This window comes from Mycobacterium basiliense (assembly GCF_900292015.1).
Lineage (GTDB): Bacteria > Actinomycetota > Actinomycetes > Mycobacteriales > Mycobacteriaceae > Mycobacterium > Mycobacterium basiliense.
The window spans coordinates 381,880-406,750 of sequence record NZ_LR130759.1; the positions used below are offsets into that span (position 1 = coordinate 381,880).

22 protein-coding genes are annotated in these 24,871 nt (G+C 66.0%); 15 read left to right on the forward strand and 7 right to left on the reverse strand.

From position 1 onward, the window contains the following. Position 1 precedes the first annotated feature (1 nt). Positions 2–946 (forward strand): enoyl-CoA hydratase/isomerase family protein, encoded by a 945-nt coding sequence (locus tag MB901379_RS01760; protein ID WP_158015041.1) that lies wholly within the window; start codon positions 2–4, stop codon positions 944–946. A gap of 54 nt (positions 947–1,000) precedes the next feature. On the opposite strand, the gene MB901379_RS01765 is transcribed toward MB901379_RS01760, so the two are convergent. Both MB901379_RS01765 and MB901379_RS01770 read right to left on the reverse strand, forming a co-directional pair. Next, complete coding sequence (locus tag MB901379_RS01765) at positions 1,001–1,402, reverse strand: CD225/dispanin family protein (protein WP_158015042.1); 402 nt, start codon at positions 1,400–1,402, stop codon at positions 1,001–1,003. Positions 1,403–1,497: 95 nt separating this feature from the next. After that, positions 1,498–2,631: an acyl-CoA dehydrogenase family protein gene (locus tag MB901379_RS01770; protein ID WP_232022064.1), complete on the reverse strand. Its 1,134-nt coding sequence runs from the start codon at positions 2,629–2,631 to the stop codon at positions 1,498–1,500. Positions 2,632–2,725: 94 nt separating this feature from the next. On the opposite strand from MB901379_RS01770, the gene MB901379_RS01775 reads away from it, so the two are divergent. The 11 genes from MB901379_RS01775 (at position 2,726) to MB901379_RS01825 (ending at position 14,801) form a co-directional block, all read left to right on the forward strand. Next, positions 2,726–3,736, forward strand: coding sequence for a MaoC family dehydratase (locus tag MB901379_RS01775; protein WP_158015044.1), 1,011 nt, complete (start codon positions 2,726–2,728; stop codon positions 3,734–3,736). Between the two features lie 98 nt (positions 3,737–3,834). Next, on the forward strand, positions 3,835–5,016 hold the full coding sequence (locus MB901379_RS01780; RefSeq protein WP_158018875.1) for a CoA transferase: 1,182 nt from the start codon (positions 3,835–3,837) through the stop codon (positions 5,014–5,016). Next, entirely contained in the window at positions 5,010–6,314 is a 1,305-nt protein-coding gene (locus MB901379_RS01785) for an amidohydrolase family protein (RefSeq protein ID WP_158015045.1), read from the forward strand. The genes MB901379_RS01780 and MB901379_RS01785 overlap by 7 nt, the downstream gene beginning before the upstream one ends. Positions 6,315–6,715: 401 nt before the next feature. Next, entirely contained in the window at positions 6,716–7,375 is a 660-nt protein-coding gene (locus MB901379_RS01790; protein WP_158015046.1) for a class I SAM-dependent methyltransferase, read from the forward strand. Positions 7,376–7,386: 11 nt separating this feature from the next. After that, complete coding sequence (locus tag MB901379_RS01795) at positions 7,387–8,715, forward strand: molybdopterin-dependent oxidoreductase (RefSeq protein ID WP_158018876.1); 1,329 nt, start codon at positions 7,387–7,389, stop codon at positions 8,713–8,715. Between the two features lies 1 nt (position 8,716). After that, entirely contained in the window at positions 8,717–9,238 is a 522-nt protein-coding gene (locus MB901379_RS01800) for a hypothetical protein (protein WP_158015047.1), read from the forward strand. A 93-nt stretch (positions 9,239–9,331) separates the two neighbouring features. Next, the gene (locus MB901379_RS01805) at positions 9,332–10,531 is read left to right on the forward strand and encodes an alpha/beta hydrolase (protein WP_158015048.1); all 1,200 of its coding nucleotides are present in this window, start codon (positions 9,332–9,334) and stop codon (positions 10,529–10,531) included. 42 nt (positions 10,532–10,573) lie between these two features. Continuing rightward, the gene (locus MB901379_RS01810) at positions 10,574–11,983 is read left to right on the forward strand and encodes a WS/DGAT/MGAT family O-acyltransferase (protein ID WP_158015049.1); all 1,410 of its coding nucleotides are present in this window, start codon (positions 10,574–10,576) and stop codon (positions 11,981–11,983) included. 40 nt (positions 11,984–12,023) lie between these two features. Further along, on the forward strand, positions 12,024–12,806 hold the full coding sequence (locus tag MB901379_RS01815) for a crotonase/enoyl-CoA hydratase family protein (RefSeq protein ID WP_158015050.1): 783 nt from the start codon (positions 12,024–12,026) through the stop codon (positions 12,804–12,806). A 196-nt stretch (positions 12,807–13,002) separates the two neighbouring features. Next, positions 13,003–14,508: a class I adenylate-forming enzyme family protein gene (locus MB901379_RS01820; protein ID WP_158015051.1), complete on the forward strand. Its 1,506-nt coding sequence runs from the start codon at positions 13,003–13,005 to the stop codon at positions 14,506–14,508. After that, entirely contained in the window at positions 14,505–14,801 is a 297-nt protein-coding gene (locus MB901379_RS01825; RefSeq protein WP_158015052.1) for a hypothetical protein, read from the forward strand. Before MB901379_RS01820 ends, MB901379_RS01825 begins: the two co-directional genes overlap by 4 nt. A 2-nt stretch (positions 14,802–14,803) precedes the next feature. Here MB901379_RS01825 and MB901379_RS01830 read toward each other — a convergent pair whose 3' ends face one another. Then, positions 14,804–15,421 (reverse strand): TetR/AcrR family transcriptional regulator, encoded by a 618-nt coding sequence (locus tag MB901379_RS01830; RefSeq protein WP_158015053.1) that lies wholly within the window; start codon positions 15,419–15,421, stop codon positions 14,804–14,806. A gap of 303 nt (positions 15,422–15,724) precedes the next feature. Between MB901379_RS01830 and MB901379_RS01835 the strand changes: the two genes are divergently transcribed. Next, positions 15,725–16,546 (forward strand): crotonase/enoyl-CoA hydratase family protein, encoded by an 822-nt coding sequence (locus tag MB901379_RS01835; protein ID WP_158015054.1) that lies wholly within the window; start codon positions 15,725–15,727, stop codon positions 16,544–16,546. A gap of 6 nt (positions 16,547–16,552) precedes the next feature. Here MB901379_RS01835 and MB901379_RS01840 read toward each other — a convergent pair whose 3' ends face one another. Beyond that, entirely contained in the window at positions 16,553–18,028 is a 1,476-nt protein-coding gene (locus MB901379_RS01840; RefSeq protein ID WP_158015055.1) for an aldehyde dehydrogenase, read from the reverse strand. A 44-nt stretch (positions 18,029–18,072) separates the two neighbouring features. Then, on the reverse strand, positions 18,073–18,852 hold the full coding sequence (locus MB901379_RS01845; protein WP_162334298.1) for a class I SAM-dependent methyltransferase: 780 nt from the start codon (positions 18,850–18,852) through the stop codon (positions 18,073–18,075). Between the two features lie 106 nt (positions 18,853–18,958). Here MB901379_RS01845 and MB901379_RS01850 point away from each other — a divergent pair, with 106 nt between their 5' ends. After that, positions 18,959–20,122 (forward strand): glycosyltransferase family 4 protein, encoded by a 1,164-nt coding sequence (locus tag MB901379_RS01850; protein ID WP_158015057.1) that lies wholly within the window; start codon positions 18,959–18,961, stop codon positions 20,120–20,122. On the opposite strand, the gene MB901379_RS01855 is transcribed toward MB901379_RS01850, so the two are convergent. Then, entirely contained in the window at positions 20,106–21,881 is a 1,776-nt protein-coding gene (locus MB901379_RS01855; protein ID WP_158015058.1) for a hypothetical protein, read from the reverse strand. The genes MB901379_RS01850 and MB901379_RS01855 overlap by 17 nt on opposite strands. An 8-nt stretch (positions 21,882–21,889) precedes the next feature. Further along, positions 21,890–23,179, reverse strand: a complete 1,290-nt coding sequence (locus MB901379_RS01860) for a porin PorA family protein (protein WP_158015059.1) — start codon at positions 23,177–23,179, stop codon at positions 21,890–21,892. A gap of 245 nt (positions 23,180–23,424) precedes the next feature. On the opposite strand from MB901379_RS01860, the gene MB901379_RS01865 reads away from it, so the two are divergent. Continuing rightward, positions 23,425–24,531 carry an acyltransferase family protein gene (locus MB901379_RS01865; protein WP_408632348.1) on the forward strand — a complete coding sequence of 369 codons (1,107 nt, stop codon included), beginning with the start codon at positions 23,425–23,427 and terminating at the stop codon, positions 24,529–24,531. The last annotated feature ends 340 nt before the right edge of the window (positions 24,532–24,871 follow it).

The following is a 24,871-nucleotide window of genomic DNA, read 5'->3' on the forward strand; positions in this document are numbered from 1 at the left end:
CATGCTCAGGATCGTCGACCTGTCGAGCGCCGCAGACCCCGGTGTCGACGTGCCAGCGGGTTTGATCATCGCACATGGCCCAATATCAGATGAATCCTGGTTGAATGCAGCAACTTTCACGCTAACCGAAGATGCCAGCAACGATCCGCGGGTAGTCACCGTGGACTCGGTGCCCGATGCGCTGGCCGAGCTGAGCCGGCGCTGCCAGCGCTGGCCACAAGCCAGTGCCGTCTGCGGCGACGTGTTGCGCGCCGTGGATCCTACCGGTGCCGTGCTGGCTGGCGTGACGACCGAGTCGTTTGCCTATTCGACGCTGCAAGCAGGGCCCGAGTTCGCGCGCTGGCTCGCCGAGCGTGGACCGGCGCAGGCACCCGACCTGGACGCCGACGGACTGGTGCAGGCCGAACGTGCCGGCTGCACCTTGCATGTCACATTCAATCGGCCACAACGGCACAATGCGTTTTGCACCGCCGCTCGCGCCGCGCTGCTGGAGGCGTTGACCGTTGCGCAGTTGGATCCATCGATCACCGAGGTGGTGCTGGGCGGCAACGGGCCATCATTTTGCAGCGGTGGTGATCTCGCCGAGTTCGGCACCTTCGCCGACCCGGTTAGCGCTCACCTCGCCCGCACCCGGTGCAGCCCGGCTCTTGCGCTTGACGAGCTTACCTCCCGGCTCGGCCGGGCCTGCCGCGCTGAAGTGCACGGTCATGTGCTGGGTAGCGGTTTAGAGATGGCGGCGTTTTGTGGATGGGTTCAGGCTCAACAAGATTCGGTATTCGGGCTGCCGGAGTTAAGTCTCGGGCTGATACCCGGCGCGGGTGGCACAGTCAGCGTCACTCGCCGAATAGGGCGCTGGCGAACGGCATATCTTGTACTCTCCGGTCGAACCATCGATGCCGAAACGGCGTTGGCATGGCGACTGGTCGATGCGATCGAGCCGAACTAGCAGCAAATATGATGATGCCCAAGGCATCACATGAAGGGTCGATGTGTAATCGGCTCAGTAGCCGGAATAGGTGGTGATCGTGGATGGGATGTTGTGATCGACCGACACTGCCACCATGATGATGGCAACGTAGATCACCGCAAAGATCACGCCGAGGATGGCCCCGGTTATTGCGCTGATGATCGCCCACTTCTTGGCGTTGGCGGAGGCGGCCTGCGCCTCGGCGTATCGTCCCTGTGCCCACAGCCCGGAAACTTTGGTGGAGTACACGATCGAAACGATGCCAAACGGCAGGCAACACAACAGCGTGCTCAGAATCGCCCAAACGAGATAGTTGTCCGGCTCCGGTGCATAGCCGGGTTGCTGAGCCGGCCAGCCCGGCTGCTGGCCCTGCCAACCGGGCTGCGGGTTCTGCCACTCTGGGGAACCTCCGTAAGGCCCTGGCGGATAACTCATGAGGACTGCCTTCCCTTGCCTTGCTAGGGTTCCCGCACCGCATTGCTGGCGGGCGAAGTCAGGCAAATATACAGCACGGGCGGTTCGGGCACCGGCTAGATTCCGCCGCGGGCGACCAGCTGTGCGGCGATCACATTGCGCTGTATCTCGTTGGTGCCCTCGCCGACGATCATCAGCGGGGCATCGCGAAAATAGCGCTCTACGTCGTATTCGGTCGAGTAGCCATAGCCGCCATGGATGCGTACGGCGTTGAGGGCAATCTCCATGGCGGCCTCCGAGGCGAACAACTTGGCCATTCCGGCCTCCATGTCGCAGCGCGCCCCGCTGTCGTAGCGCTCGGCGGCGTAGCGGGTGAGTTGGCGGGCCGCGGTGAGTTTGGTTGCCATCTCGGCGAGATAGTGCCCGACGGCTTGGTGTTTCCAGATCGGCTGACCGAAACTCTCGCGTTGCTGCGCGTAGGCAAGCGCATCTTCCAGTGCCGCCGTTGCCACCCCCAGGGCGCGAGCCGCGACCTGGATACGGCCGGTCTCAAGGCCTTTCATCATCTGAGCAAAACCGTTACCCATGCTGCCGCCCAGGACGGCCGACACCGGTACCCGCATGCCATCGAACGACAACTCGCACGCCTCGACGCCCTTGTAGCCCAGCTTGGGTAGGTCGCGCGACACGGTCAGGCCCGGTCCGGGTTCGACCAGCACGATCGATATGCCCTGGTGCTGCGGAATGGCATCCGGATCGGTCTTGCACAGCAAAGCAATTAATCCCGAACGGCGCGCGTTGCTGATCCAGGTCTTGGCACCGTTGATCACCAGGCTGGACCGGTCGGGGCCATCGGGCAGTGCGGTGGTCGACATGTTCTGCAGATCGGAGCCGCCGCCGGGCTCGGTTAGCGCCATCGTTGCGCGCAGCTCGCCGGTAGCCATCGGTGGCAGGTAGGCCTGGCGTTGTTCGGCGGTGCCGAACAACGCCAGCAGCTTGGCCACGACTGTGTGGCCGCCCATCGCACCGGCCAGGCTCATCCAGCCGCGGGCCAGCTCCTGGGTGACCTGTACATAGCAGGGCATCGATACCGGCGATCCGCCGTACTCCTCACCAATGGCCAGGCCATAGATGCCGATGAGCTTCATCTGCTCGATCCATGCCTCGGGATAGGTGTTGGCGTGCTCGACCTCACGCACGGTGGGTTTCACATCGCGGTCTACGAATGCCCGCACCGTGGCGACCAGCATCGCTTCTTCGTTGTTGAGGTCGTGTCGTTTGTTGCTCACCTTTGCGCCCCTCCGTATTGACCCTCGGTTGGACAGCCTGCCAGCATGTGGCGTTGTGCATACCGGGTACGCGGGCATCCGCGAGGGCGGGCCCTACTTCGATGATTTGTTCGTAGGCCAGGTGTTCGACTGGGCGCCGGCGATGACGCTGTCCGCCGGATTGGCGGCGGCCCATCAGGCGATCCTGGGCGACCGGCTGCGACTGGCGCTGGATGCGCCCCTGTGCGCGGCGGTGACCGGTGCGTCCGCCGCGCTGGCGCACCCGGGCCTGGTGTGCAACGTGGCGATCGGCCAGTCGACGTTGGTGACCCAACGGGTTAAGGCGAATCTGTTCTACCGTGGGCTCACCTTTCACCGGTTCCCGGTGATCGGCGACACCATCTACACGCGCACCGAGGTGGTCGGGCTGCGTGCCAACGCGGCCAAACCTGGTCGGGCTCCAACCGGTATGGCGGCGCTGCGGATGACCACTATCGATCAGGCCGATCGGTTGGTGCTCGACTTCTACCGGTGTGCCATGCTGCCGGCCAGCCCCGAGTGGCGTCCCGGTGGGCCCGGCGATGACTTGTCGTCGATCGGCGCAGATGTCGGCCCAGCCGGCGTGGATGCCACCGCCCAATGGGACGCCGACGCATTCCGACGCCGGGTGCCCGGCCCGCACTTTGACACCGGCTTGGCCGGTACCGTCATGCATAGCACCGCAGACCTGGTCGGTAGCGCACCGGAATTGGCCCGACTAACGCTGAACATCGCTGCCACCCATCATGATTCGCGGATCGGCGGTCAACGCCTGGTTTACGGAGGGCACACCATCGGTCTGGCGTTTGCGCAGGCCTGTCGGCTGATGCCCAACCTGGTGACGGTCCTGGGTTGGGAGCACTGCGACCACACCGGTCCGGTGCGCGAGGGTGACACCTTGTATAGCGAGGTGCACGTCGAATCCGCCGGGGCGACCTCCCAGGGCGGGGTGCTGGGATTACGGTCGCTGGTCTACGCGGTCAGCGGCTCACCGGACGAGGCCGACCGGCCGGTGTTGGACTGGCGTTTCAGCGCATTGCAGTTCTAGCAGGCTTCCCTAGGGGGGCGCCTCAGGCCCGCCTCGGTCAAGTGCGACGATCTGCAAATGTTCCTCACCGTCGACACGTCGCGCGGGCCGCGAGCACCATTGGTGGTGTGAGCTCGGTGCCGTCTCCGTGGGCCCCCAAGTGGGGTAGCAGCGGGCTGGCCTACCTGACCGGCCAGCCCGGTGGGCCGCCGGACTTCTCTCGCTGCAACGTGCTCGCCCGCGCCGAAGCGATCGCTGCTGATGCGGCCACTCTGTTGACTGGACGAGCCGGATTACTCGGGCTGGCACGCGCGGGCCGGACGTCACCCGGGGGTGCGAGCCGGTTGCTACCAGCAATGGACGGCTGGTTTGCCGTTACTCTTTCGCGCTCCGAGGACATTGACGCGGTTCCGGCGCTGGTGCAAGTCGATCAGCGCCCCGAAGATCCCTGGCCGGTGCTGCGGCGGTGGGCCACCTCGCGTTCGGTGTCAACGATCGTCGAGCGGGCCGAGTTGCTGGACATTCCCGCGGCGGCTCTCGGTGAAGTTGTCGCCGAACGGCCGCGGACACGTCGCATCGCTTCGCCGGGGTACATGGGCGGCCCGGCCGGCCTGCTGGTCGCCGACCTGTCGTCGATGTGGGCCGGCCCCCTCTGCGGGTACCTGCTGGCCCGGTCCGGAGCAACCGTCGTCAAGGTCGAAAGCCCCCGACGCCCGGACGGGACTCGCGCCGGAAATCGTGGCTTCTTCGACTGGATCAACGGTGAAAAGTTGTCCTACTGCCTAGATTTCGACCAGCAGGCCGGTGAGCTACGAGACCTGTTAGCGGTTGCCGATGTCGTCATCGAGGGATCGCGGCCGGCCGCGCTGGCCCGCCGAGGGTTTGGCCCTGACCATGTCGCCCCGCGTTCTGGACGAATCTGGCTGCGCATCAACGGATATGGCGAGCATTCCGGCCGTCCCGCGTTTGGTGACGATGCGGCGGTGGCCGGTGGCTTGGTCGGCTCGTCCGCGCAAGGACCGGTATTCTGCGGCGACGCGATCGCTGACCCACTGTCCGGGCTGGAGGCGACGCGTGCGGTCAGCGAGTCGCTGCGCCGCGGGGGCGGCGAACTCATCGACGTGTCCATGGCCGCCGTTGCCGCGACGTACGCGGCGCTGCCTGTCGAGACACCGGCCGCGGCCGAGCCGGTTGGGCCGCCGGCGCCGCCGCCACCACCGGCCAGCGCCGCCGCCGAGCTGGGGGCCGACGGTGCCGCAGTGCGTCGCCTTGTCTCTGAAAGGCTCGGTCGAGCATGCTGATTCGGCGGGCCACATTGTTGGACGAGACGATGTGTGATATCCGGGTCGGAGCCCGGATCGACGAGGTCGGCGAAGCCCTGGCCACGTGGCCGGGGGAGGGCGTGCTCGACGCCGCCGGGGGGGCCGTTGTGCCCGGTCTGCATGACCACCACGTGCACCTGCGCTCGGCGGCTTCCGCTCTGGAATCGCTGGCCCTTGGGCCGCCTGGCGTGGTTACCAAAGATCTGTTCGCCCAAGCCCTTTCGCAAGCGGAGCCGGGCGTGGATGGCTGGATTCGCGCCGTCGGCTATCACGAATCGGTGGCCGGACGGCTGGATCGCCATCTCCTCGATGCCGTGGTGCCCGATGTTCCCCTGCGGGTGCAGCACCGCAGCGGAGCGATGTGGTTCCTCAACTCCGCCGCGCTGAGCCAAATTGGGTTGGTTGACCACGTCGACGGTCGGCTGCGCAGCACCGATCCCGGTTGGTCCGATGCACTGCGGCCAGCTGATACCGGCCTTGCGGAGTTGAGCGATCGACTCGCCGCGGTCGGTGTCACCGGGGTCACCGATGCCACCCCCGATGTCGGCGCCGAAGACATGGTCGCGCTGATGGTGGCGCATCGGCGGGGCGAATTCCGGCCGCGGCTACGGTTCTTATCCCCGGGCAAAAAGATCCTGCAGGACGACCGGTTGGATCTGGACGATCTGACCGCGTGGATCTCGTGCCGCCACAACGCAAATCGACCGGTCGCCGTCCACAGCGTCACCGCGGCACAACTGGTGGTGACCATCGCGGCATTGCGTGCCGCCGGCAGCCATCCGCTCGATCGGATCGAGCATGCCGCCGTGGTGCCCGACGACGCCCTGCCCGACCTGGCCGACCTGGGCGTCACAGTGGTGACGCAACCCAACTTCGTTGCCGAGCGTGGCGACCAGTACCTCGCCGAAATCCCGCCGGCCGAGCAGGGTGAACTGTGGCGGGTCGCGTCGTTGTTGAACGCAAATGTTCGCGTTGCATTTTCCACGGACATGCCGTTCGGCCAGGGCGACCCGTGGGCGGCCATGCGCGCGGCAGTGCACCGCACCACACCCAGTGGTGCCGTCCTCAACATCGGCGAATGCGTTTCTGCACAAGCGGCTTTGGCGATGTTCCTGGGGTTCCCAGAAGCACCGGGCCGGCCGCGCGGCATAGCGGCCGGACAGCCGGGCGACCTATGTGTGCTTTCGCAGCCACCCGCGGCGGTGCTGGCCGAGTTGAGTGCCGACATGGTGCGGGCGACCATCATCGGTGGTGAAATTGTTTACAACGCACAATGACTCGCCGGCATGTGATAAATCAGCGAAGCGGTGCCCAGGGGCCTTGGCGACCAGCGTGGGTGGGTGGATCACCGGGCAGATCACCGGCCAGCGGGAGCTCGGCAAACCACAGCTGTGACCGGAGCCCGCGATACCGGCATGCCCTCCGCGCGTGTCCGGCGCTGATCCAACTGCCGAATGTTCGATTATTGCCTAACCCACGCGGCGTGTCAGCCGATCCCCGAGTTCCGCCGCAACGTGGCGCTTGCTGAACCATTTGACCTCTTGCGGACGTGCCTCTTGGCAGGCTTTGGTGTAGACGATTGACGATCGGGGTACCGAGGGACTTGCTGGCGCGCTTGGATAGTGCCAGCGTGGTAGCCGGGCGTGGACCTGGTCGGGCACGATGCAAGGGGCGTGGAATGCTGGGGCATCTGTACGATCGGGCACTTAGCGGTGAGCGATGCTGGCTCCGTCATGACGACGGTGAGTTGCGTCTGTTACCGACGCACCGTTGGCTGGCCGACCGAGCGTCCCGGCAGGTTTCCGCCTCGGATTCCTCCAGCGATGAGATCTTCGACGAGGCGGTGGCGCAGAGGTGCAGCGGCCCGACCATCGAGCTGGGCTGCGGGCCCGGACGGCTGATCGCACGATTGGTGCAGCGGGGGATCCCGGCGCTGGGCATCGACCGATCTGCGGCCGCCATCCGGCTGGCCGGCCGCGGGGGTGCCCCGGCCATGCTGGGTGACGTCTTCGAACCGTTGCCCGGCATGGGCTGCTGGCAGACGGTCCTGTTGATCGACGGAAATGTGGGGCTCGGCGGAGACCCGCTTAGGATTCTGGGCCGCGCCGCCGAGCTACTGTCTCCCGGTGGGCGTTGCGTGGCCGAGTTCGACACCCAGACCATCGGTATTCACGCCCGCTGGGTTCGGCTGGAGTCGGCGTGCGATGTCGGCCCGTGGTTTCGGTGGGCCTCGGTCGGGGTGGACAGCGCGGCCCTGCTGGCCGCGCAGGTAGGTCTCACACTGACCAGCGTTGAATTGGTCGGTGGCCGGGTCATCGCGGATCTGGTGGCCCTATGAGCGAGCACGAGGTGCCAGACCCCGAAGAGGGCGAACAAGATAACGGCTACGGGTTCCCCGCTCGGCTATGGCGGACGCTGGAAGGGCATCCGCCGCCGGGAGTGCAGCGGTTGGCTCGGTTTCGAAGCCCGCTGCGCGGCCCGTGGCTGACATCGGTGTTCGGCCTGGTGCTGTTGGTGACACTGCCGATCGTGACCCTGACTGGACTGCTGTCCTACGTGGCCTACGCGCCGCAGTTCGGTCAGGCCATTCCCGGCGATGTCGGCTGGCTGCGACTGCCCAGCTTCGCCTGGCCCACCCGCCCGTCGTGGCTTTATCGTTTGACCCAGGGCGTGCATGTGGGGCTGGGCCTGGTGATCATCCCGGTGGTGCTGGCCAAGCTTTGGTCGGTGATTCCGAAATTGTTCGTCTGGCCACCCGCTCGTTCGATCGCCCAGCTGCTTGAGCGGCTGTCGCTGTTGATGCTGGTCGGTGGGGTGTTGTTCGAGATCGTCACCGGTGTGCTCAACATCCAATATGACTACATCTTCGGGTTCAGCTTCTACACCGGGCACTATTTCGGGGCCTGGGTGTTCATCGCCGGTTTTCTCCTGCACATCGTGGTCAAAATTCCGCATATGATCACCGGGCTGCGGTCGTTGTCGTTGCGAGAAGTGCTGCGCACCAACGTGACTGATACCCACCCAGAACCGCCCGATGCCACCGGCCTGGTGGCCGCCGACCCGGCCGAACCGACGATGAGCCGGCGCGGGTCGCTGGCTTTGGTTGGTTCCGGTGTGTTGCTGATCGCGGCACTGACCGTCGGGCAGACCCTCGGCGGGGCCACCCGCAATCTCGCTCTGCTGCTGCCCCGAGGTCGGTCGGCCCGAGCCGGCGGTGACTTCCCGGTCAACAAAACCGCCGCAACGGCCGGCATCACGCCGGACAGCGTCGGGGCGGGTTGGCGGCTGCTGCTGCGTGGCGGACCCGCGCAGGTGGATCTGGATCGCGCCGCCCTGGCCGCACTGCCGCAACATACTGCGCGGCTGCCGATCGCCTGCGTCGAAGGGTGGTCGACGGTCCAGACCTGGGGCGGGGTGCGTCTGACGGACTTGGCGCGGATGGCCGGGGTGCCGCAACCACGCTCGGCTCGGGTGGCGTCACTGCAGCGCGGTGGCGCCTTTGGCTCGGCGGTCCTGCAGGCCAACCAGGTCACCGATCCCGATGCGCTGCTGGCGTTGCGGGTTAACGGCCAGGACCTGCCCCTGGATCATGGCTACCCCGCGCGCATCATCGTTCCCGCGTTGCCGGGCGTGCACAACACCAAATGGGTGGCGTCGATCGAATTCGAGGCGCGCTGAGATGCGGAAATTCGGCAAGCGGTTGGGCGAATACTACGGAGCGCATCCGTTGCACCTGCTGACCATGTTGTCCGGCTTCGCGTTGCTGGGCTACCTGGTGGCGACCTTCACGCCGGCGGCGCTGTGGAATCCAGGGACCTGGTGGCAGTCGATTGTGGTGTGGCTCGCCGCCGCGGTCATCTGCCACGACCTGGTGCTCTTTCCCCTCTATGCGCTGGCCGACTGGATTCTGGACAGACTGGTCGGGCGTAGAACCCGTCGGTATCGCCCGGCGGTGTCGGCCCGCAATTACCTTCGGGTCCCGGTGCTGGCCGCCGGCCTCACCCTGCTCGTCTTCTTGCCGGGCATCATCGAACAGGGTGCTGCGACATATCAGGCGGCGACCGGCCAGACACAACAGCCATTCTTGGGCAGATGGCTGCTGCTGACCGCGGTGATCTTCGCCGTCAGCGCCCTCGCATACGGGGCACGACTCGTCCTGGAGCGTCGGCAGGATCCTCAGCGAATAGGTTCTGCGCCCTAGCGCCGGTTGGCGCAGCGGGAAACTTGGCGACAGGCTCAAGAAGTCTCAAGAAGTCTCAAGGCCTTGCCAATCTGAAGGAGTACGCTCCCCCACATGACGGCGAGCGGTCCGACAATGATGTCCCGCATGAAGTGGTTGCTACGCGCCCGTCCGGCCGATTACCTGCTGGCTTTGAGTGTTGCTGGTGCATCGCTGCCGGTGGTGGGTAAGCATCTCGAGCCGCTGGGCGGAGCTACCGCGATGAGTGTCTGGGGTGCCCGGCAGGCGCCGGTATTTCTCTCCGCCAGGACGAAAGAACTGCTCACCCCCGGCCTCAACGACGTCCGCCGTCGCGACCGGGCGAGCGTGACCGCGGTATCGGCAGCGGCGCTGCGCGGCATCGTGTCGGCCGCCGACCTAGACGTTGACTGGCCGGAACCACAGCGCACGCCCCCGGTGTGGGGCGCCCTGCGGCACCGCCGTTACTTGCACCGGAGCGGCGTTCACTACGGGAACAGTCCGGCCCAATTGCTTGACGTGTGGCGCCGCAAGGAGCTGCCGGCCGAACCCGCGCCGGTGCTGTTATTCGTCCCGGGCGGCGCTTGGATCCACGGCAGTCGCACCATCCAGGGCTATTCGCTGCTGTCACGGTTGGCCGAACAAGGGTGGGTCTGCCTGGCTATTGACTATCGCGTCTCGCCGCATCACCGTTGGCCCCGCCATATCCAGGACGTCAAGGCCGCGATCGCGTGGGCACGGGCCAACGTCGACAAATTTGGTGGCGACCGCGACTTCATCGCGGTAGCGGGATGTTCGGCCGGCGGCCACCTGTCCGCGTTGGCCGGCCTCACCGCCAACGACCCCGGCTACCAGCCCGAGCTGCCGGAAGCCGACACGTCGGTCGATGCCGTAGTCGGCATCTACGGTCGGTACGACTGGGAGGACCGCTCCACTCCCGAACGCATCCGGTTCGTGGACTTCCTGGAGCGAGTGGTGGTCAAACGGTCGATCAGACGCCATCCGCAGGTGTTCCGCGACGCGTCACCGATCGCCCGGGTGCATACCAACGCGCCGCCATTCCTGGTGATACACGGCAGCAGTGACAGCGTCATTCCGGTGGCCCAGGCGCGCAGCTTCGTCGAGCGACTACGCGCGGTATCGCGGTCACTGGTCGCTTACCTGGAGCTTCCGGGTGCCGGCCACGGCTTTGACCTACTGGATGGCGCTCGCACTGGGCCTGCCACGCATGCGATTTCGCTGTTTCTCAACGAGGTCTATCGCGGTCGAAGAGGAATTGCGAAAGAGGTCATCTGAGGGTCGGCCGACTGATGGTCGGGCTATGACTAGGGGGCTGGGGTGAAACGGCTCAGTGGCTGGGACGCCGTACTGCTATACAGCGAGACGCCCAATGTGCACATGCACACGCTCAAGGTTGCCGTGATCGAACTCGACCCCGCCCGGCGCCCATTCGGTGTCGAGGCGTTCCGTGACGTGATCGGCGAACGCCTGGGCAAGCTTGAGCCGCTGGGCTATCAGCTGGTCGATATCCCGTGGAAGTTCCACCACCCGATGTGGCGTGAGCACTGCGCGGTCGATCTCGATTACCACATCCGGCCCTGGCAGCTCGGCGCCCCAGGCGGCCGGCGCGAATTGGATGACGCAATCGGTCACATTGCCAGCACACCGCTGGATCGTCGGTATCCGTTGTGGGAGATGTATTTCGTCGAGGGGCTTGCCAACCGCCGAGTGGCGGTGGTTGCCAAAATCCATCACGCGCTTGCCGACGGCGTGGCCTCGGCAAACCTGATGGCGCGCGGGATGGGCCTGCTGCCCGGACCCGAAGGTAACCCCTATGTCTCCGATCCGGCTCCCACCAAGCGGGAGTTGATTAGCTCCGCGATGGTGGACCATCTGCGCCATCTTGGACGGATTCCGGCGACGATGCGTTATACCGCGCAGGGTCTGGCCCGGGTGCGGCGCAGCTCACGGAAGCTATCTCCGGAGCTGACTCGGCCGTTCACCCCGCCCCCAACCTTTATGAACCACCTGCTCACCCCGGAGCGCAGGTTTGCGACCGCAACGTTGGCCCTCGCCGATGTGAAGGTGACCGGAAAGAAGCTCGGGGTGACGATCAATGACATGGTGCTGGCCATGTCCAGCGGAGCCCTGCGCAACCTGCTGTTGCGCTACGACGGCAAGGCCGAGCCGTTGCTGGCTTCGGTCCCGGTGAGTTACGACTTTTCGCCGGAGCGGATATCCGGCAACCACTTCAGCGGGATGTTGGTGGCGCTGCCGGTCGACTGCGACGACCCGCTGGAAAGGGTTCAGGCGACACACGAAAACGCGGTGTCAGCAAAAGAGAGCCACCAGCTGCTGGGGCCGGAACTGGTCAGCCGTTGGGCGGCGTACTGGCCACCGGCGGGCACCGAAGCCGCGTTTCGGTGGATGTCTTCCCGCGACGGGCAGAACAAGGTCCTTAACTTGAATATCTCGAACGTCCCGGGCCCACGAGAACGCGGCCGAGTGGGCGGTGCGCTGGTGACCGAGTTGTATTCGGTGGGACCGTTGACCGCTGGTAGCGGGCTGAACATCACCGTGTGGAGCTATGTCGATCAGCTCAACATCTCGGTACTCACAGACGGTGCCACCGTAGAGGACCCGCACGAGGTGACCGAGGCCATGATCGCTGACTTTATCGAAATACGCAGGGCCGCAGGGATTTCTGAAGAACTGACGGTCGTCGAGGACGCGATGGCGCAAGCTTGAGCTAGGGCATCATCCACATCGGAAGGAGCTGTGACGCACTGTGAGCCAAGAATCCGGCGACGCCGAACCCGCAGTTCTGGTCGAACAACGCGATCGGATCCTAATCATCACGATCAACCGGCCGAAGGCCAAGAACGCGGTCAACGCCGCGGTCAGCCGGGGTCTGGCCGATGCGATGGATCGGCTCGACGACGACGCCGGGCTGTCGGTGGGGATCCTGGCCGGCGCGGGCGGTTCCTTTTGCGCGGGCATGGATCTCAAGGCGTTCGCCCGCGGCGAGAACGTTGTCGTCCAGGGCCGGGGGCTGGGCTTCACCGAACGGCCGCCCGCCAAACCACTCATCGCGGCGGTGGAGGGATACGCGTTGGCCGGTGGTACGGAGCTGGCGTTGGCCACCGACATGATTGTGGCGGCTAGTGACTCGGCGTTCGGAATCCCCGAGGTCAAACGTGGTTTGGTGGCCGGCGGCGGGGGACTGTTGCGCCTTCCTGAGCGCATCCCCTATGCGATCGCCATGGAGCTGGCCCTGACTGGAGACAGCCTGCCCGCCGCACGCGCCCACGAGCTCGGGTTGGTCAATGTCTTGGCCGACCCCGGGGCCGCCCTAGAGGCTGCGGTCGCTTTGGCTGAAAAGATCACCGCCAATGGGCCGCTGGCGGTGGCGGCCACCAAACGGATCATTACCGAATCCCGTGGTTGGAGCCTGGACGCCCGGTTCGCCGAACAAATGAAGATCTTGGCGCCGGTCTTCATGTCCAACGACGCCAAGGAGGGCGCGATCGCGTTCGCCGAGAAGCGTCCGCCCCGCTGGACCGGTACCTAGCCGGTTCAGGTTGGCTACGGCGTTGGTCCGCAACATTTTTCGCGATCGTTGCGTCAGTCATCTGGTCGCTTGCCGGCGCAACTCGGCAAGCGGGGCAGGCCGTGGGGTGATGGAGCTATCCGGGCGGCTCGCCACCGCCGAGATAAGTTACACTAAGAGCTAGTTTTGTAAAGGCGGGCATCCGGAAGGGTTGCGGATGAGCATTGCGTTGCTCCTCGAGATGGCTGCGTCGAGCAACCCTGACCGCGTGGCTTTGGTGTCCCATGACGTGTCGGGTGACGCGCGGCTGACGACGCAACAACTCAGTGATCTGGCCGACGGGGGCGCCGGGGTCATTGCGGCATCGGCCGCTGAGCATGTGGTGTACGTTGGCGCCGGGGGCGCGATGCTGCCGCTGCTGGTCTTCGCTGCGGCGCGCGCCGGACTACCGTTCACGCCGATCAACTACCGGCTATCCGCGGCGAGTGTCCAGGCCCTGATCGGGCGGTTGCCGCGGCCCGTGGTCATCGTCGACGACCGCTACCGGGACCTGCTCGCGGGTTGGTCGGCGCAGCTGCTGGACTCCGGCGAATTTCTCCGTGCCGCGCGTAGCGTCGAGCCGGCAGCTGAGTTCCCCGACCCGGATTCGGTGGCGATCGTGTTGTTCACCTCGGGTACCACGTCGCAGCCCAAGGCCGTCGAACTCACCCACAACAACCTGACCAGCTACATCACCGGGACGGTCGAATTCGAGTCGGCCGCACCGACCGATGCCGCGCTGATCTGTGTGCCGCCCTACCATGTCGCCGGTATCGGTGCCGCGCTGTCTAATCTGTATGCCGGTCGAAAGATGGTTTACCTGACCAACTTTGATCCCGCGGAATGGGTTCGGCTGGTTAATGCCGAGCAGGTCACCACCGCGACCGTGGTGCCGACGATGCTGGATCGCATCGTCACCGTGCTAGAGACCGGCGAGCACAAGCTGCCCTCGCTGCGCAACCTGGCCTACGGCGGTTCTAGGGTGGGCCTGCCGCTGGTCCGCCGGGCGCTGGAACTGTTGCCGGACGTAGGTTTCGTCAACGCCTACGGCCTGACCGAAACCAGCTCGACTATCGCGGTGCTGACCCCCGACGATCACCGGGCGGCGCAGTGCGCCTCGGACGCCACCGTCGCCCGGCGGTTGGCGTCGGTAGGACGTCCGGTGCCGGGCATCGAGCTGCAGATCCGCGGTCCCGACGATGCCGTGTTGGGGCCCGGTGAAACCGGTGAGCTGTTTGTCCGCGGCGAGCAGGTATCCGGGCGCTACACCGGGATCGGTTCGGTCCTCGATGAAGCCGGCTGGTTCGCGACGAAGGACATCGGCATGCTCGATGAAGACGGCTATCTGTTCATTGGTGGACGCAGTGACGACACCATCATTCGCGGCGGCGAGAACATCGCGCCGGCGGAGCTGGAGGAGGTGCTGATCGAGCACCCGCAGGTGCGCGATGTCGCCGTGGTTGGTGTGGAGGACCCGCATTGGGGGCAGGCCATTGTCGCCGTGGTGGTGCCCGAGCGCGGGATTGATCCTGATCCGGCGGAATTGCGCGACTACGTGCGAAAGAGTTTGCGCGGGTCGCGCACCCCCGACCGGGTAGTGTTTCGCGACGAGCTGCCAACGACCGCCACCGGCAAGGTACTTCGCCGGGAGATCATCGAAGAACTAGCAGGAACGAAATCATGATCAAAAACGGAACCCGTCTCGCCAGCCAGGTATGCGACACCCAGGTGATCGTCGTCAGAACGGCCGACAGCCTCGATGACCTGCGATGCGGGGGTGCATCGATGGTGGCGATCGGTGCCGAACGGTCGGGGCAGCTCGACCCGGACTTTGCCGACGGCTCGGTGATGGGCAAGCGCTATGTCGACGACAACGGCGCCGAACTGCTGGTCACCAAACCCGGTGCTGGGTCATTGAGTATCGGTGCCACCAAGCTGCAACTCAAAGAGGTCAAGCCGCTACCGGCTAGCGACTGAGTTCACTGCACGACTTTGTTTCGCGCGACGAACTCCCTTGCCTTGACCAAGAATTCGAGCTGATCACCGACTTCGCGCAACGGTTCGACGCTGCGTGTCGACCGGCACAAGATGATGGCGCCTTCTAGCGCGGCGACGGACGTCACCGCCAGCGAGGCTGCGGCCGACTCGGCAAAACCGTCGGTGACGAATGCCCGCGTCAACGCCGCACACCAGCGATTCAGAATGGCGCCGGCCTCGGCGGCTAGTTCGAGTTCGTCGTCGGCGGGGCTGATCGCGGCTGCCACCACCGGGCAACCGGCGGTGAAGCCGCCCTCGGTGAGCAAATGTTCCCAGAAATTGACGAACTCGCGCAGCAGCACTCGAGCACCCTTGCCGGCGGCCTTGTCAATCACGGCAGTGATGGAGTCGCCCGCGTAACGCAGCGCCTCGATCAGAATCTGATTGCGCCCGTCGGGAAAGTGGTAGTACACCGAGCCGCGCGGGGCACCGCTGCGCGCCAGCACCGAGTCAATGGTCACCCCCGCGGCGCCTCGTTCACGCATCACTTGGGCAGCGCTGATCAGCATCTTGTTGCGGGTGCCGCCGCGCTTTGCGGGGGTGCTGCCGGGCGGGGTCATGCGGCGGGCACGTGCCCGTGTGCGTGCCGGGCGACCGGCAAATGCAGGTTGCGTGGGCGCAACCGCGCTGGCCGGAACCGCAGTTCTCGGGTGAATCGATAGCCGGCAATGTTGAGTTCGACGATCCACATGACTACTCCCGGCAGGTGTGGTTTTTCATGCGCCGGGGCCCCCGGCCCATTGATTATGCAAGTCAGCATATTCCTAGGCTGAACACCGGCGCAAGAGTTGGCGGCCCGCCCATAGCACCCCAATTTTCTATGTTCTATTGCATAGTAAATATTTCTGCGATTTACTGAGCCGATGACCACCGTTTCGCATGTTCCGCAATCCGCCCTGCCTGAGCTATCGACCGTGACCCTCGAGCGGGACGGGCACGTCCTGCTGATCGGCCTGAACCGACCGCAAAAACGCAACTCGTTCGATCGGACGATGTTCGCCGATCTGTCCCGTGCCTACGCGCTGCTGGAATCCGACAGCTCGGTGCGCGCCGGGGTGCTGTTCGCCCATGGCGACCACTTCACCGGCGGTCTGGATCTCGTGGACGTCGGCCCGAGCATCGCGGCCGGGCAGACGCCGTTCCCGGATGACGGCCGCGACCCATGGCGACTGGACGGCCAGTGGACCACCCCCTTGGTCGCCGTGGCCCACGGTTGGTGCATGACGCTGGGCATCGAATTGTTGCTGGCCGCCGATATTCGCATCGCGGCGGCGGGAACCCGCTTCAGTCAGCTGGAAGTGCAGCGCGGGATCTACCCCTTCGGCGGGGCGACGATCCGGCTGCCTCGGGAAGCCGGGTGGGGTAACGCCATGCGGTGGCTGCTCACCGGCGACGAGTTCGACGCGGTCGAGGCCCACCGCGTGGGGCTGGTGCAGGAAGTGGCCGACGATGCGCCGGCGGCGTTGGCCCGGGCCCGCGAAATTGCGCACACCATCGCCGACCGCGCCGCACCGCTAGGAGTGCAGGCCACCCTGGCCTCGGCGCACCTGGCGCGTCAAGAAGGCGAGGATGCCGCGATCAAGCGGCTGATTCCCGACATGAGGGCGTTGTTCACCAGTGAGGATGCCGCCGAGGGGGTGCAATCGTTCATCGAACGGCGGCAAGCCCGGTTCGTGGGCCGCTAACCGCCGCTAGCCCTCGATGGTGTGGCCCATCGGCATCAACACGCTCTTTTGCTGCGTGAAGTGTTCAACGCCTTCCGGCCCGTTCTCTCGGCCGATGCCGGAATTCTTGTAACCGCCGAACGGGCAGCACGGATCAAAGGCGTACCAGTTGATGGCGAAGGTCCCGGTGCGGATCTTCTCCGAGATCTCGATGCCCTTGGCGATATCGCTGGTCCATACGCTGCCGGCCAGGCCGTACACCGAATCGTTGGCGATCGTGACCGCGTCCTCCTCGGTGTCATAGGGGATTACCACGAGCACCGGCCCGAAGATCTCCTCTTGCGCGATGGTCATCTTGTTGTCGACGTCCGCGAAAACCGTGGGTTGCACGTAAAAGCCCTTGTCTAAGACGTCCGAGCCTTCCGGGCGGCCGCCGCCACACACCAACCGGGCACCTTCCTCGATACCCTTGGCAATGTAGCCCTCTACCCGGGCGCGCTGCTTCTCCGAAATCAGCGACCCGATCTGGGCGGCGGGGTCCGACGGCGGACCCATCGGTAGGGCCTGCACGAAAGCGCTTACCGCGTCCACTATTTCGTCGTAGCGTGAGCGTGGTGCCAGGATGCGTGTTTGGCCCACACAAGCCTGCCCGGTGTTCATGATCCCGGAAAACACCATCATCGGGATCGCGGTGGTCAGATCGACATCCTCGAGGAGTATGGCCGCGGACTTTCCGCCCAGCTCCAGTGTGCAGGGCTTGAGCAGATCTGCGGCGCGGCGGCCGATCTCCTTGCCGACCGCCGAGCTGCCGGTGAAGGTGAACAAGTCGACGTCAGGGTTGGATGTCAACGCTTGTCCGGTCTCAACCCCGCCGGGCACCACCGACAGCACACCGTCGGGCAGGCCGGCCTCGGCGAACACCTCCGCCAAAGCGTTTGCAGTCAAGGGTGTTTCGGCCGCCGGCTTGAGCACGACCGTGCAGCCGGCCAACAGTGCCGGGCCTAGCTTGTTAACCGCCAGGAACAGCGGCACGTTCCACGCCACGATCGCCCCCACCACGCCGATCGGCTCGCGATGGACGATGGTCTGCCCGTAGGAGCCGGTGCGGATTTCCTTCCATTTGACCTGGTCGACGGCCGGGCCGGCGAAGAAGTTCATCGCTCCCATCGAGCCCATCCAGTGCATCGTCTCGATGGTGGTGGGCGGCTGGCCGGTCTCGTCGGCGAGCAGCTTGGCGAAGTGGTCCTTGCGCTCCTCGAGGAGCTTGAGGGCGTTCGCGATGACCGCTGCACGCTCCTTTGGCGGCGTCGCGGGCCAGGGCCCGTGATCGAATGCCGCGCGAGCCGCCGCCACGGCGGCGTCGACGTCGGCGGCTGCCGCTAACGGCACCTTGCCCACATACTCCCCGGTGGCCGGACAATGCACCTCAATGACGTCCGAGGTCGATGGCTGTGTCCACTTGCCACCGATGAAGAGTTTGTCGTATTCGGTCTTCTCGCCCATGGCGCCACCCTACCCAAGCCGAAGCAAAACGAGAACACGTTCCATTATGGTGCCCGAAGGACCAGCACCAGATTACTCACCAAGAACTCCCGCAGCACGGGCACCGACGCTAGCCACCATGCCCATCGCGGGTGGTAGCGGGGAAATGCAGCTATCGCGGCTCCAGTGCTGGTGGCCCAGTCCAGCCCCTCGGCGGCGGACACCGCAAACAACGACGACCCGTAGTTATTCTTCGCTGGATGGCCGTGTTTGCGCGCATAGCGGGCGGCGGCCCGGGCACCGCCGAGATAGTGGGTCAGCCCCATCTCATGGCCACCGAACGGGCCGAGCCAGACGGTGTAGGACAGCACGACCAGTCCGCCCGGCCGAGTCACCCGCAGCATCTCGGCGCCGAGTTGCCAGGGGCGTGGCACGTGCTCGGCCACATTGGACGACAGGCAGATGTCCACGACGTCGTCGGCGAACGGCAGTGCCATACCCGAGGCCCGGACAAACGAGCCCGGCGCAGGTGCATGAGCCGGTCCCGCCGCGTGCATCTCGTTGGGGTCGGGTTCCACGCCGATATACCGGACACCGGCGTCAGCGAATGCCGATGCGAAATAGCCAGGCCCCCCGCCGACATCGAGCAGACTACGGCCGGCGAGGGGGCCGCCATGGGTGGCACGCCAGAGATCGCCGACCATGGTTGCGGTGTCGCCCGCGAGTGCGCCGTAGAAGCGTGCCGGGTCCGTCTGTTCGTAGCGGAATTTCGACGCCAGTTGTAGGGACCGCCGCAGCGTTGCCCGCCGCGCGAAAGCGTCGGTAACACCTGGGGCAATGCTCATCCGCCACCGCATCGCCGCGAGCCTAACGCGAGGGTGGCTCCGGCCGCCGAGAGTGTCCCGGGCGCTCCGCTTGGCGCATGGCGTCGACAGGCTAGGCTGACCACTGATGTCTGAACTGCGCTCGGTGTTGCTGCTGTGCTGGCGCGATACCGGACACCCGCAGGGCGGCGGCAGCGAAACCTACTTGCAGCGGATCGGCGCGCAGCTAGCCGCCACCGGCATTGAGGTCACACTGCGCACCGCCCGCTACCCAGGTGCGCCTCGACGCGAAGTGGTCGACGGGGTGCGAATCAGCCGAGCCGGTGGACGCTACTCGGTGTACGTGTGGGCGTTGCTGGCGATGGCTGCCGCGCGATTCGGCTTGGGGCCACTGCGACGGGTACGTCCGGATGTGGTTGTCGACACCCAGAACGGTCTGCCGTTCCTTGCCCGGCTGCTCTACGGGCAGCGGACGGTACTACTGGTGCACCATTGCCATCGCGAGCAGTGGCCGGTGGCCGGCCCGGTGCTTGGGCGACTCGGCTGGTTTGTCGAGTCCACGTTGTCGCCGCGGTTGAACCGGCACAACCAATACGTGACGGTCTCGTTGCCGTCGGCGCGGGATCTGGTCGCCCTCGGTGTGGACAGCCAGCGGATTGCGGTGGTCCGCAACGGTCTCGACGAGGCGCCAGCGCAAACGTTGCGCGGCCCGCGTGCGTCCGCGCCGCGGGTGGTAGTGCTGTCCCGGTTGGTGCCGCACAAGCAGATCGAGGACGCTTTGCAGGCGGTCGCGCAGCTGCGTCGACGAACCCCGGGGATACCGAATCTGCACATCGACGTGGTCGGTGGCGGCTGGTGGCGGCAGCGACTCGTCGACCATGTACAGCGACTTGGCATTTCCGATGCGGTGACCTTCCATGGCCATGTCGATGACATAACCAAACATCATGTGCTGCAAGGATCTTGGGTGCAACTGCTGCCGTCCCGCAAGGAGGGTTGGGGCCTGGCAGTAGTGGAAGCGGGCCAGCACAACGTGCCTACCGTCGGATACCGATCTTCCGGGGGCCTGTCGGACTCGATCATCGACGGCGTCACCGGCATATTGGTCGACAGTCACGCCGAACTGGTGGAGTGGCTCGAGCGGCTACTGTCCGATTCGGTGCTGCGTGATCAACTTGGCGCCAAGGCCCAGGTGCGCAGTGCCGAATTCTCGTGGCAGCAAAGCGCCGAAGCGCTGCGCACCGTGCTGGAATCGGTGATAGCCGGCCACCGCGTCAACGGTGTGGTGTAAACCGGGTTACCTGTAGGCGTATCCGGCAGGCCGCCATGCCGGCACCGCCCACCAGCAGCATCAACAGCCACGCCCAATGCGCAAGCAGCGTCGCTCGAAGGCGGCCGGACGAGACACCGACACCGTGGCCGCCGATCCGATAAAGGACCAACTCGTCGTCCCGATAGGCCGGTGTGAGCTTATTGAGCGTGCGGGCAGCAGCGCCCATCGCGCCGGCGGCGCCCAATTCCACGACTACCCAGCCGACGCCGGCATCGGCCAGGGTCGACGAATCCGGTCCGGTAAGCAGCAATTCCTGCACGGCCCGAGCGTGTGCGCCGTCTCCGGGAACGGTTACCCCGGAAATGACCAGATCACCGGCGACGAGGACATCGGCGCGAACCCAGCGGGGCAGCGGATCCAGCACCGGTGTGGAACCTGACCAGGAGAAACGCCGCATTGTGCCGGTTGGCAGGACCGCAACCGGTCCGGGCTGGCGGTTGATTTCCGCCGCGACGGCCGCCCACCCGGCCGGGTAGTGCACCGGCGCGACCTTGCCCCACGCACCCCACGCCAGGTCGGGCAGGGCCAACACCAGCGCCAGGCAGCACACCGTTGCCGTCGCCGCGGGCGTCAGGGGCCGCAGCCACCGGCCCAGTGTCACCGCCGCACCCGCACCGGATACCGCATAGCCCGGCATCGCCAGCGCCACCCATTTTTGGCCGTCACGCAACACGCCCAAGCCCGGCGCGGCGTCGACCACGGCAGCCAACGCGCGCAGGCCCGGGCCGGTCGCCAACCCCGCCGGCAGCAGCACGGCTACCGCGGCCAGCACCAGCAGCGGCGCCGCCGCCGGCCGTCGCGCCACTACCGGGAGGCCTGCCGCCACCACGCCCAGCAGAACGGCGGCCGACGACAACGCAAAAAGCGTGGTCCGAGAGTCGGGCACCGCCTGGCCATTCCAGATGCCGCCAAGGCTAGCCAAGCTGACCAGCGTGCCCAGGCCGGGCTCGGCCCGCGGTGCGAATGCGGTAATCCCGAGCCCGCTGCTCATCGAGTGGGTTGTCAACGATGAACCCAGCGCCGACGCCGTCAACCACGGCAGCGCTCCCACCAGCGCGGCACTCACTGCCGCTGCGGCACACAGCCATCGCGGCCGTCCGTCACCGGGAGTCGCCACACAGGTCAGTGCCACGGCCGCGGCGAGGATCAAGCCGGTTGGGGTCAATCCGGCCAGCGCTACCCAGAAAGCCAGGCCGAAAAGCCCAGCCGCGCATCCGCTGCCAACCATCCGGAGCTGCAGCATCGTGGTCGCCACCCATGGCAAACAGCCATATCCCAACAACAGGCTCCAATGGCCTTGCAAAAGCCGTTCAGCGACATAGGGATTCCAGACAGCAAGGGTGATTGCGACGAACTGGCCCCCGGCCCCCGCCGCGGGCAGCGTTGTCGCTACTAGCTGGGCCGCGCCCCAGCCGGCCAGCCATAGCCCCAGTACCAAGAACGCCTTAACCACCAACCCGCCGTCCACCACGTGCGAGGCCAGCGCCATTGCGAAGTCCTGGGGTGTGGCTCGGGGCGCAGCGGTCAACCCCAGCGCCCCGGCGGACAGATACGAGCGCGGCGTAGACACCGCATCGCGCAGCAGCAGGTAGCCAGGTCCCAAAAGCGGCCCAACCACCAGCAGCGCCAGCAGCAGGGCGTACCCAGGCCGCAACCAGCGTGCGGCGCTGAACGAGCGTGGACGCCCGCCGTCCTCCCGGGCCGTTTTGGCCCGCATTGTCGCCGCTAAGACCGTTCGGTCGGATCGGGCGGCTCAGCTGACCCGGAGTCCGCCGCCGAGGGCGGGTCGGCCGAGCCGGATTGGGGTTTGTCGGAGGGAGAGTTCGGATCGTCCGGCAGCTCACCGCGCTGCGTGGGCAGTTTCTCGGTCTCGGCTTCGGCTCCCGGGACGGGTGGCTCGAGCCCGGCTCGTCGCAAGTAGTCGGTGTCGGCGCGGTCCAAGCTGGGATCGATCAGCGCGCTCTCGGTCCGCAGGCTAAACGATGCCAGGACCCCACCGCCGATCAGCGCAATCAGGCCGGTGGCGGTGAACGTGATCGGCAGCACCCGCGACCACAGTGCCAGCCGGTCACGCTCGTCACGGGCCGCGTTGACCTGGGTTTCAACCGTTTCTTCGGTGGAACTGACCTTGTAATCGGCCAGCGTCACCTCTGGCTTGAGAGCGTCGCGGGCGAAGTAGTGGTTGGCGTGTTCGGTTTCCTTGACGATGGTGCCGGTGACCGGGTCCACCCAAAAGGTTCGTTGGGCGGCGTAGTAGCGGGTCATGGTGATCTGCTCGTCGGGCTCTCCCGGAACGCCCCACATCGCCGCGGACGTGGTGACCTTGCCGTCCTCGTCGCCGGCGTACAACGACGGGTATGTGACCGGCGCAACGAGCTTGCCATCGGAGTTGTAGCCGACGTTCTGCGTGAAGCGGAATGTGGTCAAGCCGTTGACGTCGTCTTCACCTTCGTAGTTGACATCGAACGCCTTTTGCGCGATCGGATCGAAGTAGGGGTAGGACTTCTTCTCGGTGTGGAATGGGAAGCGGTAGGCCAATCCCTCGTGCCGCAGCGGGATGGCGGTCGGCGGGCTTTCATCTTTGAAGTTTCGCGGCTTCTGAACGGCGCCACCGGTGTGAGTGTCGTCCGAAACGGCCATCGCCGTCTCCCGATTGAGGGTGACCGTGTCGACGATGGCCAGCAGGAGACCGGTGTCCTTCTGCTTGTCGGTACGGCGGACCGAGGTGCCTACCTGAAGCGTGACGACGTCTGCGTTGGCGGGCGATTCGACCGTGACCTGCTGCTGAGACACCAGGGGCACATTCTGGTTGATCACGATGTGCTCACCGGATAGCGACCCCGAGTCCAGTGCGGTTCCCGAACCCTCGCTGATCAAGGTGGCGTCGATGTCGAGCGGGATCTTGGTGATCTTGCCGCTGGTGTAGGTCGACAGCAGCAGCGCGGCAATCAACAGGGCGGCTCCGAGCCCGATCGTTCCCAATGCGGCGATGCGCAACATGACTGCTCGGTTCACGTTGCTGTGCCCTCCTTCTCAGACCACGGATTCGTCGGTCGCGACCCGCTCCGACCTGACCAAGCAGCGAGGCAAAACCCGTTTGACCCTAACAGCAGAACGTATGGCCCCGGTGTGCGAACCTGCCTCCACTTTGCCCGTGTACCCCGATTCGCCAGCGAACACATCGGGGGCAGACTGTGATCGTGACCGACGACGGCCAGCAGGTGGGCGGAACACGCAGCTTTCTGCCCGCGGTGGAGGGTATGCGCGCCTGCGCGGCAATGGGCGTGGTCGTCACGCACGTCGCTTTCCAGACCGGCCACTCCAGCGGGGCGGTCGGCAGGCTGTTCGGCCGCTTCGATCTGGCGGTTTCGGTGTTTTTTGCGTTGTCGGGATTCCTGCTGTGGCGTGGACATGCCGCGGCCGCGCGCGGCCTGACGCCGCGCCCTCGGACGGGCCGCTACCTGCGATCTCGGGTGGTCCGAATCATGCCCGCCTACGTGGTGGCGGTAGTCGTGATCCTGACCCTGCTACCCGACGCGGACCACGCCAGCCTGACGGTGTGGCTGGCGAATTTGACGCTGACCCAGATCTACGTGCCGCTGACCCTGACCGGCGGCCTGACCCAGATGTGGAGCCTGTCGGTCGAGGTCGGTTTCTACATGGCGTTGCCGCTCTTCGCGTTGCTTGCCCGCCGGCTCCCGACCCGTGCTCGGGTGCCGGTGATTGCCACATTGGCAGTGCTCAGCTGGGTCTGGGCGTGGCTGCCGGTGGCATCCGGGGCCGGGATGAATCCGCTGAACTGGCCACCAGCATTTTTCTCCTGGTTCGCCGCGGGCATGTTGCTGGCCGAGTGGATCCACGGCCCGATCGGGTGGCCGCACCGGTTGGCTCGACGGCGGATCCTGATCGGCACGGTGGCGGTGGCGGCCTACCTGGTGGCGGCCTCCCCACTGGCCGGGCCGGCCGGCCTGGTCCAGGGCACGGCGACGCAATTTGCGGTGAAAACCGCCATGGGTGCCGTGGTGGCTTTCGCGCTGGTGGCCCCGCTGGTGCTGGACCGGCCCGACATGCCGCACCGGCTGCTGGGCACCGCCGTCATGGTGACCTTGGGCCGTTGGTCCTATGGGCTGTTCATTTGGCACCTGGCCGCGTTGGACATGGTGTTCCCGGTGATCGGGGTGTTTCCCTTCACCGGGCGGATGCCGACGGTGTTGGTGTTGACGTTGGTCTTTGGCTTTGCGATCGCCGCGGTGAGTTATGCGCTGGTCGAATCGTCGTGCCGAGAGGCGTTGCGTCGTTGGGAGAACCGCGCCACACGTCGCGAGCCGCTCGACATCGACCGGGAGGCGGACGCGATCGCGCCCTGAGGGCTGGGCGGCTGCGGCATCCCGTTCATCCCGTCGCGGCCGGACAGGAAGGCGTTCGTGCCGGCGGCGCCACCAACACGAGCTGTTGCGCCGGTCTCACCGTTACCGCCGTTGCCGCCGTCGCCGATCAACACGGCGCTACGCCGCAGCCGCCTTTGCCGCCGGTTCCGGAGAATGGTCCAACCGATGCTCGCCAGATCTGTCGCCGCGGTGGCCGGCTGCTCAGGGATGATGGGAACAAGCGACACGGGCTAGTCCTCGTCGGCTCACCGGCCGTCGCCTGGTCAGTGGGTCGAGGAATGGGACGCGCAGCGTATCGCGATCCGTCTTCCGCTTTCGG

Bases quoted from the DNA above. Each gene is read 5' to 3' on its own strand.
- MB901379_RS01760 (WP_158015041.1), top strand. From the start codon at position 2: ATGCTCAGGATCGTCGACCTGTCGAGCGCCGCAGACCCCGGTGTCGAC.
- MB901379_RS01765 (WP_158015042.1), bottom strand. From the start codon at position 1,402: ATGAGTTATCCGCCAGGGCCTTACGGAGGTTCCCCAGAGTGGCAGAAC.
- MB901379_RS01770 (WP_232022064.1), bottom strand. From the start codon at position 2,631: ATGCTGGTCGCCACGGTGCGGGCATTCGTAGACCGCGATGTGAAACCC.
- MB901379_RS01785 (WP_158015045.1), top strand. From the start codon at position 5,010: ATGCTGATTCGGCGGGCCACATTGTTGGACGAGACGATGTGTGATATC.
- MB901379_RS01790 (WP_158015046.1), top strand. From the start codon at position 6,716: ATGCTGGGGCATCTGTACGATCGGGCACTTAGCGGTGAGCGATGCTGG.
- MB901379_RS01800 (WP_158015047.1), top strand. From the start codon at position 8,717: ATGCGGAAATTCGGCAAGCGGTTGGGCGAATACTACGGAGCGCATCCG.
- MB901379_RS01805 (WP_158015048.1), top strand. From the start codon at position 9,332: ATGACGGCGAGCGGTCCGACAATGATGTCCCGCATGAAGTGGTTGCTA.
- MB901379_RS01820 (WP_158015051.1), top strand. From the start codon at position 13,003: ATGAGCATTGCGTTGCTCCTCGAGATGGCTGCGTCGAGCAACCCTGAC.
- MB901379_RS01825 (WP_158015052.1), top strand. From the start codon at position 14,505: ATGATCAAAAACGGAACCCGTCTCGCCAGCCAGGTATGCGACACCCAG.
- MB901379_RS01830 (WP_158015053.1), bottom strand. From the start codon at position 15,421: ATGACCCCGCCCGGCAGCACCCCCGCAAAGCGCGGCGGCACCCGCAAC.
- MB901379_RS01835 (WP_158015054.1), top strand. From the start codon at position 15,725: ATGACCACCGTTTCGCATGTTCCGCAATCCGCCCTGCCTGAGCTATCG.
- MB901379_RS01840 (WP_158015055.1), bottom strand. From the start codon at position 18,028: ATGGGCGAGAAGACCGAATACGACAAACTCTTCATCGGTGGCAAGTGG.
- MB901379_RS01845 (WP_162334298.1), bottom strand. From the start codon at position 18,852: ATGAGCATTGCCCCAGGTGTTACCGACGCTTTCGCGCGGCGGGCAACG.
- MB901379_RS01850 (WP_158015057.1), top strand. From the start codon at position 18,959: ATGTCTGAACTGCGCTCGGTGTTGCTGCTGTGCTGGCGCGATACCGGA.
- MB901379_RS01855 (WP_158015058.1), bottom strand. From the start codon at position 21,881: ATGCGGGCCAAAACGGCCCGGGAGGACGGCGGGCGTCCACGCTCGTTC.
- MB901379_RS01865 (WP_408632348.1), top strand. From the start codon at position 23,425: ATGCGCGCCTGCGCGGCAATGGGCGTGGTCGTCACGCACGTCGCTTTC.